The 12,176-nt window shown below is 66.3% G+C and carries 10 protein-coding genes; 3 read left to right on the top strand and 7 right to left on the bottom strand.

The window, feature by feature from the left end; genetic code table 11:
- Positions 1-4 precede the first annotated feature (4 nt).
- From lspA to murJ, 4 genes are all read right to left on the bottom strand, one after another.
- Positions 5-529, bottom strand: a complete 525-nt coding sequence (gene lspA, locus ARC23_RS04955; RefSeq protein ID WP_057496200.1) for a signal peptidase II — start codon at positions 527-529, stop codon at positions 5-7.
- The gene (ileS, locus tag ARC23_RS04960) at positions 529-3,360 is read right to left on the bottom strand and encodes an isoleucine--tRNA ligase (protein ID WP_057496201.1); all 2,832 of its coding nucleotides are present in this window, start codon (positions 3,358-3,360) and stop codon (positions 529-531) included. The genes lspA and ileS overlap by 1 nt, the downstream gene beginning before the upstream one ends.
- Positions 3,357-4,304, bottom strand: a complete 948-nt coding sequence (locus ARC23_RS04965; protein WP_057496202.1) for a bifunctional riboflavin kinase/FAD synthetase — start codon at positions 4,302-4,304, stop codon at positions 3,357-3,359. Before ARC23_RS04965 ends, ileS begins: the two co-directional genes overlap by 4 nt.
- Positions 4,305-4,379: 75 nt before the next feature.
- On the bottom strand, positions 4,380-5,984 hold the full coding sequence (gene murJ, locus ARC23_RS04970; protein WP_057496203.1) for a murein biosynthesis integral membrane protein MurJ: 1,605 nt from the start codon (positions 5,982-5,984) through the stop codon (positions 4,380-4,382).
- 117 nt (positions 5,985-6,101) lie between these two features.
- Here murJ and rpsT point away from each other — a divergent pair, with 117 nt between their 5' ends.
- Positions 6,102-6,371 (top strand): 30S ribosomal protein S20, encoded by a 270-nt coding sequence (gene rpsT, locus ARC23_RS04975; RefSeq protein ID WP_005408560.1) that lies wholly within the window; start codon positions 6,102-6,104, stop codon positions 6,369-6,371.
- 185 nt (positions 6,372-6,556) lie between these two features.
- Here the strand turns inward: rpsT and cgtA are convergent, their stop codons facing one another.
- From cgtA to rplU, 3 genes are all read right to left on the bottom strand, one after another.
- The gene (gene cgtA, locus ARC23_RS04980; protein WP_049404715.1) at positions 6,557-7,609 is read right to left on the bottom strand and encodes an Obg family GTPase CgtA; all 1,053 of its coding nucleotides are present in this window, start codon (positions 7,607-7,609) and stop codon (positions 6,557-6,559) included.
- Positions 7,610-7,802: 193 nt separating this feature from the next.
- Positions 7,803-8,066, bottom strand: coding sequence for a 50S ribosomal protein L27 (rpmA, locus tag ARC23_RS04985; RefSeq protein ID WP_005415704.1), 264 nt, complete (start codon positions 8,064-8,066; stop codon positions 7,803-7,805).
- 18 nt (positions 8,067-8,084) lie between these two features.
- Positions 8,085-8,393 carry a 50S ribosomal protein L21 gene (gene rplU, locus ARC23_RS04990; protein WP_005408557.1) on the bottom strand — a complete coding sequence of 103 codons (309 nt, stop codon included), beginning with the start codon at positions 8,391-8,393 and terminating at the stop codon, positions 8,085-8,087.
- A gap of 316 nt (positions 8,394-8,709) precedes the next feature.
- Here rplU and uvrA point away from each other — a divergent pair, with 316 nt between their 5' ends.
- Both uvrA and ARC23_RS05000 read left to right on the top strand, forming a co-directional pair.
- On the top strand, positions 8,710-11,709 hold the full coding sequence (gene uvrA / locus ARC23_RS04995; RefSeq protein WP_057496204.1) for an excinuclease ABC subunit UvrA: 3,000 nt from the start codon (positions 8,710-8,712) through the stop codon (positions 11,707-11,709).
- Positions 11,709-12,116 carry an acyl-CoA thioesterase gene (locus ARC23_RS05000; protein ID WP_057496205.1) on the top strand — a complete coding sequence of 136 codons (408 nt, stop codon included), beginning with the start codon at positions 11,709-11,711 and terminating at the stop codon, positions 12,114-12,116. The genes uvrA and ARC23_RS05000 overlap by 1 nt, the downstream gene beginning before the upstream one ends.
- Positions 12,117-12,176 lie beyond the last annotated feature (60 nt).

Below are 12,176 nucleotides of genomic sequence, written 5' to 3' on the forward strand. Positions count from 1 at the left end.
CGGCTTACGGTTTCGGGTTGGCATTATCCGCCTTTTTGGCGGACTTGCCGTCGAACAGGCCAAACAGGGCGATGCCGATGGCACCCACCACGATGGCCGAGTCGGCGATGTTGAACGAAGGCCAGGTGTAGCTGCCCACGTACCACTGGATGAAATCGACCACATGGCCATGCACCTGGCGGTCGATCACGTTGCCGATGGCGCCGCCGATGATCAGCGCATACGGCACGGCCGCCTTCCAGTTGCCACGGGCGGTGCCGCGCAGCCACCAGGCCATCAGCCCGCTGATGGCGATCGCCAGCGCAGTGAAGAAGTACTTCTGCCAGCCACCGGCGTCGCTCAGGAAACTGAATGCCGCGCCGGTGTTGTAGGTGCGGTACCAGTTCCAGAAACCGTCGATGACCACCACCGGCTGGAACTCGGGCAGGCTCGACAGGACCCAGGCCTTGGACCACTGGTCCACGCCGATGATGACCACCGACAACAGCAGCCAGACCAGGGCGTTCGGATGCGGACGGGGCGCGGCCATCAGAACCAGCTCCGCAGTTCGCCTGCGCCGGTGATGTTGCTCACGCAGCGGCCGCAGAGTTCGGGGTGATCGGCGTTGCTGCCGACATCTGCACGGTGGTGCCAGCAGCGCACGCACTTGGCCTTGGTGGTCGGCTGGGCGCTGACGAACACCTCGTCGGTGGTCGCCGGGCGCACCTGCACGTCGCCACTGATGAACAGGAAGCGCAGCTCATCGGCCAGCGGCTGCCAGCGCGTGGCCTGCTCTTCACTGGCGGCGATGGTGATCTCCGCCTCCAGTGCAGCACCGATCGCGCCGTTGGCACGCATCGGTTCGAGCACCTTGGCCACCTGCTCGCGCACGGCCAGCAGCTGGTCGAAGTCGGCGGCGTTGAGCTGGGCATCGGCCGGCAGCGGCGCCAGGCCGTCGTACCAGGTGGTGAACAGCACGTGGCCGGCACGTTCGCCCGGCAGGTAGCCCCACAGCTCGTCGGCGGTGAAGGTCAGGATCGGCGCCACCCAGCGGGTGAACGCTTCGGCGATGTGGTACATCGCGCTCTGGGCCGAACGACGACCGTGCGAATCGGTCGGCATCGTGTACAGGCGGTCCTTGGTCACGTCCAGGTACAGCGAGCCCAGGTCCACGCTGCAGAAGTTCAGCAGCAGCTGCACGATCTCGGCCATGTTGTAGCCGTCGTAGGCCGCCTTGATCTTTTCCTGCAGCTCCCACGCGCGATGCACGATCCAGCGGTCCAGCGCGACCATCTGCTCGAGCGGTTGCAGGTGCTGGGCCGGATCGAAACCGTCCAGGTTGCCCAGCAGGAAGCGTGCAGTGTTGCGCAGGCGACGGTAGGCGTCGGCATTGCGCTTGAGGATCTCCTGCGACAGCGACATCTCGTTGCTGTAGTCGGCCGAGGCGATCCACAGGCGCAGGATGTCCGCGCCCAGCTTGTTCATGATGTCCTGCGGCTCGATGCCGTTGCCCAGCGACTTGGACATCTTGCGGCCGTGCTCGTCCACGGTGAAGCCGTGGGTCAGGCACTGCTTGTACGGCGCACGCTTGTCGATCGCCACGCCGGTCAGCAGCGAGGACTGGAACCAGCCGCGGTGCTGGTCGGACCCTTCCAGGTACAGGTCGGCCGGCTTGCCGAAGCCACGCGCGGCGAGCACCCCCTCATGGGTCACGCCCGAGTCGAACCAGACGTCGAGGATGTCGGTGACCTTCTCGTAGTCGGCGGCTTCGGCGCCCAGCAGTTCGGCGGCATCCAGCGAGTACCACACGTCGATGCCCTCGGCTTCGACGCGGTCGGCAACCTGCTGCATCAGCTCCACCGAGCGCGGGTGGATCTCGCCGGTCTGGCGATGGGTGAACAGTGCGATCGGCACGCCCCAGGTGCGCTGGCGCGAGATGGTCCAGTCCGGGCGACCGTCGACCATGCTCTGGATGCGCGCCTTGCCCCAGGTCGGGAACCAGCCGACGGTGTCGATCGCGGCCAGCGCATCGCTGCGCAGGTTGGCCTTGTCCATCGAGATGAACCACTGCGGGGTGGCGCGGAACACCACCGGCGTCTTGTGGCGCCAGCAGTGCGGGTAGCTGTGGCGGATCGGGTGGAAGGCCAGCAGCGAACCGTTGTCGCGCAGCACGCCGACGATGGCGTCCTGCGCCTTCCACAGGTGCTGGCCGGCCAGCACCACGTCACCGGCCGGCGGGGTCGATTCCAGGTACACGCCACGGCCGTCGATCGGAGTGACCTGGCCAGCGTTGTATTTGTCCAGCAGGCCGTACTTCTGGCTGACCACGAAGTCTTCCTGGCCGTGGCCGGGCGCGGTATGCACCGCACCGGTACCGTCCTCGTCGGAGACGTGGTCGCCGTTGAGCAGCGGGATGTCGCGCTCCGGATAGAACGGATGCGCCAGCAGCTGGTTCTCCAGCGCCGCACCGGTGGTTTCACCGTGCAGCACCACTTCGTCCACGCCGTAGCGCTGCAGCGCGCGCTCGGCCAGCGCGGCGGCCAGCACCAGCCAACGGCGCTTGCCGTTATGGGCCGGGCCTTCGGCCAGCACGTAGTTGATCTCCGCGCCCAGCGACACCGCCAGCGAGGCCGGCAGCGTCCACGGGGTGGTGGTCCAGATCGGCACCGCCACTTCGACGTCGGCCGGCACGCTCACGCCGAACGCCTGGCCGATGGCCTGCGCGTCACGCGCGGCGTAGGCCACGTCGATCGCCGGCGATTCCTTTTCCTGGTACTCGATCTCGGCCTCGGCCAGCGCCGAGCCACAGTCGAAGCACCAGTACACCGGCTTGGCGCCACGCACCAGGTGGCCGTTGGCCACGACCTTGGCCAGCGCGCGGATCTCGTTGGCCTCGAAATCGAAGCTTAGGGTCTTGTACGGGTTGTCCCAGTCGCCGGTCACGCCCAGGCGCTTGAAGTCCACGCGCTGGATGTTGATCTGCTCTTCGGCGAACTCGCGGCACTTCTGCCGGAACTCGACCGCATCCAGCTTGGTGCCGACCTTGCCCCACTTCTTTTCCACCGCGATCTCGATCGGCAGGCCATGGCAGTCCCAGCCCGGCACGTAGGGCGCATCGAAGCCGGCCAGGTAGCGCGACTTGACGATGATGTCCTTCAGGATCTTGTTGACCGCGTGGCCCAGGTGGATACGGCCGTTGGCGTACGGCGGGCCGTCGTGCAGCACGAACAGCGGGCGGCCGGCGGCGTTGTCGCGCAGCTGCTGGTAGAGCCCCTGCGCTTCCCACTGCGCCAGAATGCCCGGCTCGCGCTTGGGCAGGTCGCCGCGCATCGGGAATTCGGTGGCTGGCAGGTTCAGGGTGGTCTTGTAGTCCTGGCTCACGCAGTGGCTCGCAATCTATGTTCGGAAAGGAGGGCGCGCGCCTGTTCGGCGTCGCGGTGCATCTGGTCGGTCAGCGCCGCCAGATCATTGAATTTCTCTTCGTCGCGCAGCTTGGCGACGAACTCCACGTCGATGTGGCGACCGTACAGGTCACCCTGGAAATCGAACAGGTGCGCTTCCAGCAGCGGTTCCACGCCCTCAACCGTCGGCCGCGTGCCGAAGCTGGAGACCGACGGCCAGGGCTGGTCGAACACACCGTGCACCCAGGTCGCGTAGATGCCCGACAGCGCCGGCGTCTTCGGGAAACGCAGATTGGCGGTGGGGAAGCCCAGCGTACGGCCGAGCTGGCGTCCGCGCACCACCCGCCCGCTGATCGCGTAGGGGCGGCCGAGCAGGTCGTTGGCGCGGGCGAAGTCGCCCTCCTGCAGCAGCTGGCGGATGCGGGTACTGGAGATGCGCTCGCCATGCAGGTCGACCGCTTCGATCTCACCGGCGCTGAAGCCCAGCTCGGCGCCCATCTTCTGCAGCAGGGCCAGATCGCCACGGCGGCGGTTGCCGAAGCAGAACTCCGGCCCGATCCAGACTTCGCGGGCGCCCAGCCGGTGCACCAGCAACTGGCGCACGAAGGTCTCGGCCGGCATTGCCGCCATCGCCGCGTCGAAACGCAGCAGGCCGATCGCATCGACGCCGAGCTCGCGCAGGATCTCGACCTTGCTGCGCGCCAGGGTCAGCCGCGGCGGCGGCGTGCCCTGGGCAAAGAATTCACGCGGCAGCGGCTCGAAGGCCACCGCCACTGCGGCCACGCCCAAGGCGCGCGCGCGGGCGACCGCGTGGCGGACCAGCGCACGATGGCCCAGATGGAGGCCGTCGAATGCACCGATACAGACCACGCTTCCGTTGGGGAACAGCTCCCCGCCCTCGACGCTTCTGAACAGCCTGCTCATCAACTCTCGTTCCGGCCCGACCGGGGCCGCCGCTTCAATGGTGTAACCCTGAAGTATAGCCGCCACAAGCGGCGATCAATGCCCGCGCAGGTCGCGCGGACGGAAGCCCATCGCCAGCATGGCCACCGCATAGGTGGCACCGCCGCCGCCGACCAGCAGCATCAGGCCACCGATACGGTGCCATTTGTCCATGCCGGTGAAGTCGGGAACCCAGTGCAGCAGGGCCAGCAGCACGCCGACCATGGCCACGCAGGCCACCCCCAGCCGCACCAGATAGCCACCCCAGCCCGGGCGGCGCTGGTAGACATCGGTCTTGCCCAGCCAGTACCAGAGCAGGCCCAGGTTCAGGTAACTGGACAGCGCGCTGGCGATGCCCAGCGCCAGATGCAGGCCGGGCTGCTTGCCGATCGCCGCCATCACGCCCTGCGCCTTCAGTTCGTCCGGCACCATCACCTGGTACAGCACCGCCAGCAGGGCGAAGTTGAACACCATGTTGGCCACCAGCGCGGCGACACCGGCGCGCACCGGGGTCTTGGTGTCCTGGCGGGCGTAGAACGCTGGCAGCACCACCTTCAGCAGGGCGAACGCCGGCAGGCCGAAGCTCAGGCCGTACACCGACAGCGCAGTCATGCGGGTGTCGAAGGCAGTGAACTGGCGATACTGGAACAAGGTGGCAATCAGTGGCTCGGCCAGCAGCACCAGGCCCAGCATGGCCGGCACCGAGATCAGCAGGGTCATGCGCAGGCCCCAGTCCAGCGAGCGCGAGAAGCCCTCGCGGTCGGTACTGACGTGGTGACGGGCCAGCGCCGGCAGGATCACCGTGCCCAGGGCCACGCCGAACACGCCCAGCGGCAGCTCCAGGAAGCGGTCAGCCAGCGACAGCCAGGACTGCGAGCCGTCGGTCAGCTTGGCGGCGATGAGGGTATCGAGCAGCAGGTTGATCTGCGCCACCGACGAACCGAACAGCGTCGGCACCATCAGGGTCAACACCTTGCGTACGCCCGGATGGTTCCAGCCCCAGCGCGGCAGGGTCAGCAGGTTGATGCCCTTCAGCGAGGGCAGCTGGAACAGCAGCTGCAGGATGCCGGCGGCCAGCACCGCCCAGCCCAGCGCCAGGATCTGCTTTTCCGGCGTGCCACCCAGCCGCGGCGCCAGCCACAGCGCGCCGGCGATCATGCACAGGTTGAGGATGACCGGGGTCAGCGCCGGCATCGCAAAGCGCTGGAAACTGTTCAGCGCGCCACCAGCCAGCGCGGTGAGCGAGACGAACAGCAGGAACGGGAAGGTCAGCCGGAACAGGTCAACCAGCAGGGTCTGCTTGACCGGATCGGTATCAGCGCCACTTGAGAACACCACCGCCAACTGCGGCGCGAAGATCAGCGCCAGCGCGGTCACCAGCATCAGCACCCCGCCCAGGGTGCCGGCGGTGCGGGCCATCAGTTCGCGCAGTTCGGCGTGGCTGCGGGTTTCCTTCACTTCCGTGAACACCGGCACGAAAGCGGTGGAGAACGAGCCCTCGGCAAACAGCCTGCGCAGGAAATTGGGTATCCTGAAGGCAACCCAGAATGCATCGGTAACCGCATTCGTGCCGAACGTGGTGGTGATCACCTGATCCCGGACAAGTCCGAGCACCCGCGAGACCATGGTCATGCTGCTGAACGACAGCAGGCCCCGCAACATCTTCGGTGAACTCACTCAGCGTCCCTCTTGACAATCGACTTGACGTGCATTTCTCGGGCCATCATACTAGCTAGCTTGCTGTTCCCATAACACCGATTTTTTCAGGAAACCACCACCGTGGCCAATATCAAGTCCGCCAAGAAGCGCGCCAAGCAGACCGTCGTGCGCAACGCGCGCAACGTGGCTCAGCGCTCGATGCTGCGCACCGCTGTCAAGAAAGTGATCAAGGCGCTGGACGCCAACGATGCCGCCGGCGCAGAAGCCGCCTTCGCCGTTGCCCAGCCGATCCTGGATCGCTTCAGCGCGCGTGGCCTGATCCACAAGAACAAGGCTGCTCGCCACAAGAGCCGCCTGAACGACCGCATCAAGGCCCTCAAGGCCGCCTGATCCGGCGTTGCCGCCCTGCCCTCCGGGGCTTGGCAGCAGACAAGAACCCGGCCCCGGCCGGGTTTTTTGTTGCCTGCACGCCCGGGGTCAGATCCCTTTTCCAGCGGAAAAGGGATCTGACCCCAACAACAAAAAACCCGGCCGAAGCCGGGTTTTTGCCAACGCCAGTCGACTAACAGTCGACTCTACTGCGCGTCGCGGGCTTCCTGTTCTTCTTCCTTCTGGCGATCGAAGAACGCCATGATCCGGCTCATGATCGGGAAGGTGCCTTCGCGGCCCAGCGCCGAGACCAGGAACCACGGCTCCTTCCAGCCCAGCTCGGCGACGATCTGCTCGGCTGCGGCCTTGGCCTCGTCCTCGAACATCAGGTCGGCCTTGTTCAGCACCAGCCAGCGCGGCTTCTGCAGCAGCTCCGGGTCATGCTTTTCCAGCTCGCGCTCGATGGCACGCACCTGCTCCACCGGCGAGATGCCTTCCACCCCGCCCTCCATCGGCGAGATGTCCACCAGGTGCAGCAGCAGGCGGGTGCGCTGCAGGTGACGCAGGAACTGCGCCCCCAGGCCGGCACCGTCGGCCGCGCCCTCGATCAGGCCCGGAATGTCGGCGATCACGAAGCTGCGGTAGTTCTCCACCTTCACTACACCCAGGTTCGGGTACAGCGTGGTGAACGGGTAATCGGCCACCTTCGGCGTCGCCGCCGAAACGGCACGGATCAGGGTGCTCTTGCCCGCATTGGGGAAGCCCAGCAGGCCGACATCGGCCAGCAGCTTCAGCTCCAGCTTCAGCGTGCGCTCTTCGCCCGGCTCGCCCGGCAGCGCCTGGCGCGGCGAACGGTTGGTCGAGCTCTTGAAGTGCATGTTGCCCAGGCCACCTCGCCCGCCCTTGGCCACCAGCAGGCGGTCGCCGTGCTGGGTCAGGTCGCCGATGACTTCATCGGTGGCGACGTTGATCACCACGGTGCCGACCGGCACAGTGATGGTCAGGTCTTCGCCGCCCTTGCCATAGGCCTGGCGGCCCATGCCGTTCTCGCCGCGCTGCGCCTTGAAGATGCGGTCATGGCGGAAGTCGACCAGGGTGTTCAGGTTCTCGTCGGCGCGGATGTACACGCTGCCGCCGGCACCGCCGTCGCCGCCGTCCGGGCCGCCGAGCGGAATGAACTTCTCGCGACGGAAGCCAATGCAGCCGTTGCCGCCGTTGCCGGCGAACACTTCGATTTCTGCTTCGTCTACCAGTTTCATTGTTTCGATGCCTGCGATGGGCGCAGCCTGCGGGCCGCCGCCTTGAATGTTATGCCTGCCGATGGCCGGCAGCCCGGCCTGGCCGGTCTTGCTTCCACTCTAACGAAAAGCCCCGCCGAAGCGGGGCTCTCCATGCAGCGTGCTCTTCATCCAGCACGGCCATGCCGCGGCACGGGTGCCGGCGATGCCTGGATCAGGCGTCGGCCGAGACGATGCTGACGGTGCGGCGCTTCTTGGCGCCCTTGACCGAGAACTCCACCTTGCCGTCCACGAGGGCGAACAGGGTGTGGTCACGGCCCAGGCCAACGCCGGAACCCGGGTGGAACTGGGTGCCGCGCTGACGCACGATGATGTTGCCGGCTTCGATGGCCTGGCCGCCGAAGATCTTGACGCCCAGGTACTTCGGGTTGGAGTCGCGACCGTTGCGCGAGGAGCCTACGCCCTTTTTATGTGCCATGACTGCTTCTCCTGATACTTAGCCGGCGATGCCGGTGATCTCGATTTCGGTGTAGTACTGACGGTGACCCTGACGCTTCATGTGGTGCTTGCGGCGACGGAACTTGATGATCCGGACCTTGTCAGCACGACCCTGGGACAGGACCTTGGCGGTGACGGCAGCGCCCTTCAGCGCATCGCCCAGCTTCACGCCGTCGCTGTCACCCAGCATCAGGATGTTGTCAAACTTGATCTCGCTGCCGACTTCGACTTCGAGCTTTTCAATGCGGAGCTTTTCGCCCTGCGCCACGCGGTATTGCTTACCGCCGGTGACCAGTACTGCGTACATGACCAGGCCTTCCTCTGTAGTTATTGTGGTCTGAGCTGCCGCCATCGAGGGCGGACAGGAGCGGGATTGTACGCAGATCAGCGGGCGCAGGTCAAGTCAACCCCTGAACGGCCCGGGGGCCCGGCCGGAACGGGGTCAGATCCCTTTTCACGTTGTGAAAAGGGATCTGACCCCTGCCTGTCGGCCTGTCTCACAAAGTGAGACACCGGGCTGGCATTGTCGCCCATTGCCCCCATCTGGTCACCTCGGTAGGCTGACCGATTGCCGTTCCCCGCTGGCCCGGCACCCAGCCAACGCCCCCACAACCGGATCCCCCATGGCGATGGATTTCATCCGCATCCGCGGCGCGCGGACGCACAACCTGAAGAACCTCGACCTCGACCTGCCCCGCGACAAGCTGATCGTGATCACCGGCCTGTCCGGCTCGGGCAAGTCCTCGCTGGCGTTCGACACCATCTATGCAGAAGGCCAGCGCCGCTACGTCGAGTCGCTGTCGGCCTATGCGCGCCAGTTCCTGAGCGTGATGGAAAAGCCGGACCTGGACCACATCGAAGGCCTGTCCCCGGCGATCTCGATCGAGCAGAAGTCGACCTCGCACAACCCGCGCTCGACGGTCGGCACGATCACCGAGATCTACGACTACCTGCGCCTGCTGTACGCCCGCGTCGGCACCCCGCGCTGCCCGGACCACGGCTACCCGCTGGAAGCGCAGACGGTCAGCCAGATGGTCGACCAGGTGCTCACCCTCGACCCGGAACAGCGCTACATGCTGCTGGCCCCGGTCATCCGCGACCGCAAGGGCGAGCATGCGCAGGTGTTCGACCAGCTGCGTGCGCAGGGCTTCGTGCGTGTGCGCGTGGACGGCGAGCTGCATGAAATCGACGCGGTGCCGCCGCTGGCACTGCGCCAGAAGCACACCATCGAGGCGGTGATCGACCGTTTCCGCCCGCGCGAGGACATCAAGCAGCGCCTGGCCGAGAGCTTCGAAACCGCGCTGAAGCTGGGCGACGGCATGGCCTCGGTGCAGAGCCTGGACAACGCCGAAACCGCACCGACGCTGTTCTCCTCCAAGTATTCCTGCCCGGTGTGCGATTACTCGCTGCCGGAACTGGAACCGCGCCTGTTCTCGTTCAACGCACCGATGGGCGCCTGCCCCGGCTGCGATGGCCTGGGCATGGCCGAATTCTTCGATCCCTCGCGCGTGGTGGTGCACCCCGAGCTGTCGCTGGCTGCCGGTGCCGTGCGCGGCTGGGACCGCCGCAACGCCTACTACTTCCAGCTGATCGCATCGCTGGCCAAGCACTACCGGTTCGACGTCGACGCGACGTGGAACTCGCTGCCGCAGAACGTGCAGCAGGCCGTGCTGTACGGCAGCGGCGATGAGGCGATCACCTTCACCTACTTCACCGAAGCCGGTGGCCGCACCCAGCGCAAGCACCGCTTCGAGGGCATCATTCCCAACCTCGAACGCCGCTACAAGGAAACCGAATCGCCAGCGGTGCGCGAGGAGCTGTCCAAGTACATCAGCGAACAGCCGTGCCCGGAATGCCATGGTGCGCGCCTGAACAAGGCGGCGCGCAACGTGTTCGTGGCCGATCGCCCGCTGCCGGAGCTGGTGGTGCTGCCCATCGACGAAGCACTGAAGTTCTTCAGCGAACTGAGCCTGCCGGGCTGGCGTGGCGAGATCGCCGCGAAGATCGTCAAGGAAATCGGCGAACGCCTGGGCTTCCTGGTCGATGTCGGCCTGGATTACCTGACCCTGGAGCGCAAGGCCGACACCCTGTCCGGTGGCGAGGCCCAGCGCATCCGCCTGGCCAGCCAGATCGGCGCCGGCCTGGTCGGGGTGATGTACGTGCTCGACGAGCCGTCGATCGGCCTGCACCAGCGCGACAACGAACGCCTGCTCGGCACCCTCACCCGCCTGCGTGACCTGGGCAACACGGTGATCGTGGTCGAGCACGACGAGGACGCGATCCGGCTGGCCGACTACGTACTGGACATCGGCCCGGGCGCGGGTGTGCATGGCGGCGAGATCGTTGGCCAGGGCACCCTGCAGGACATCCTGGAGGCACCGCGCTCGCTGACCGGGCAGTACCTGTCGGGCAAGCGCGCGATCGAGATTCCGGCGCGCCGGCACAAGCCGAACCCGAAGATGACCCTGCACCTGCGCGGTGCCAGCGGTAACAACCTCAAGGGCGTGGACCTGGCGATTCCGTCGGGCCTGCTGACCTGCGTGACCGGTGTTTCCGGTTCGGGCAAGTCGACCCTGATCAACGACACCCTGTTCTCGCTGGCCGCCAACGAGATCAATGGCGCCTCGCACCCGATCGCCCCGTACAAGGAGATCGATGGCCTGGACCTGTTCGACAAGGTGGTGGACATCGACCAGTCGCCGATCGGCCGCACCCCGCGTTCGAACCCGGCCACCTACACCGGCCTGTTCACTCCCCTGCGCGAACTGTTCGCACAGGTGCCCGAAGCACGTGCACGCGGCTACTCGCCAGGCCGCTTCAGCTTCAACGTGCGCGGCGGCCGCTGCGAGGCCTGCCAGGGCGATGGCCTGATCAAGGTCGAGATGCACTTCCTGCCGGACGTGTACGTGCCGTGCGATGTCTGCCACGGCAAGCGCTACAACCGCGAGACGCTGGAGATCCTGTACAAGGGTTTCAACATCAACGACGTGCTGGAAATGACGGTCGAGGATGCGCTGAAGCTGTTCGAGCCGGTGCCGTCCATCGCACGCAAGCTGGAAACGCTGGTCGACGTCGGCCTGAGCTACATCAAGCTGGGCCAGAGCGCGACCACGTTGTCCGGCGGTGAAGCGCAGCGCGTGAAGCTGTCCAAGGAACTGTCGCGCCGCGATACCGGCCGCACGTTGTACATCCTCGACGAGCCGACCACCGGCCTGCACTTCCACGACATCGAAGCGCTGCTGGGCGTGCTGCACAAGCTGCGCGACGAGGGCAACACGGTGGTGGTGATCGAGCACAACCTGGACGTGATCAAGACCGCCGACTGGATCGTCGACCTGGGCCCGGAAGGCGGGCATCGCGGTGGCACGATCCTGGTCACCGGCACGCCGGAAGACGTGGCGGCCTGCCCGCAGTCGTATACCGGCCAGTTCCTGGCCCGCATGCTGCCCTCCACCAGCGCGCGCCCGGAACAGCCGGCCGCCGTGGCCAACAAGCCCGACGCCCGCCCACCGCGCAAGGTGAAGCCTGAGAAGGCCGCCAAGCCGGCGAAGAAGGCGGTGGCCGCGAAAAGCACCGGCAAGGCCAGCAAGAGCGCTACGGCCAGCAAGAAGAAGGACGCATGATGAGCAGCGAACACAAGATCCTGGCCCGCATCCCGATCAGCGTGCGCTGGCGTGACATGGACAGCATGGGCCACGTCAACAACGCCAAGTACATTTCCTACCTGGAGGAAGCGCGCGTGCGCTGGATGCTGGGCGTGGACGGCGTATCGATGACCGACCGCATCGCACCGGTGGTGGCCGCGACCAACGTCAACTACCGGCTGCCGATCATATGGCCCAACGACATCCTGGTCGAACTGTTCGTCGAACGCCTGGGCAACAGCAGCGTGACCATCGGCCACCGCATCGTCGACCAGCAGGACGATTCGAAGCTGTATTCGGACGGCAACGTGGTGGTGGTCTGGATGGATACCCAGACCGGCAAGAGCGCACCGCTGCCTGAGGCGATCCGCAGCGCTTCCACCTGAAGGTAGTGCCGGCCGCTGGCCGGCAACCGCCAGACGCCTCGCGCATGCCGGCCAGCGGCC

The organism is Stenotrophomonas beteli, assembly GCF_001431665.1.
In the GTDB taxonomy this organism is placed as follows: domain Bacteria; phylum Pseudomonadota; class Gammaproteobacteria; order Xanthomonadales; family Xanthomonadaceae; genus Stenotrophomonas; species Stenotrophomonas beteli.

What these genes read in the sequence shown, in the direction of transcription:
- lspA (WP_057496200.1), bottom strand. Translation starts at nt 529, where the DNA reads ATGGCCGCGCCCCGTCCGCATCCGAACGCCCTGGTCTGGCTGCTGTTG.
- ARC23_RS04965 (WP_057496202.1), bottom strand. Translation starts at nt 4,304, where the DNA reads ATGAGCAGGCTGTTCAGAAGCGTCGAGGGCGGGGAGCTGTTCCCCAAC.
- murJ (WP_057496203.1), bottom strand. Translation starts at nt 5,984, where the DNA reads ATGTTGCGGGGCCTGCTGTCGTTCAGCAGCATGACCATGGTCTCGCGG.
- cgtA (WP_049404715.1), bottom strand. Translation starts at nt 7,609, where the DNA reads ATGAAACTGGTAGACGAAGCAGAAATCGAAGTGTTCGCCGGCAACGGC.
- rpmA (WP_005415704.1), bottom strand. Translation starts at nt 8,066, where the DNA reads ATGGCACATAAAAAGGGCGTAGGCTCCTCGCGCAACGGTCGCGACTCC.
- rplU (WP_005408557.1), bottom strand. Translation starts at nt 8,393, where the DNA reads ATGTACGCAGTACTGGTCACCGGCGGTAAGCAATACCGCGTGGCGCAG.
- uvrA (WP_057496204.1), top strand. Translation starts at nt 8,710, where the DNA reads ATGGCGATGGATTTCATCCGCATCCGCGGCGCGCGGACGCACAACCTG.
- ARC23_RS05000 (WP_057496205.1), top strand. Translation starts at nt 11,709, where the DNA reads ATGAGCAGCGAACACAAGATCCTGGCCCGCATCCCGATCAGCGTGCGC.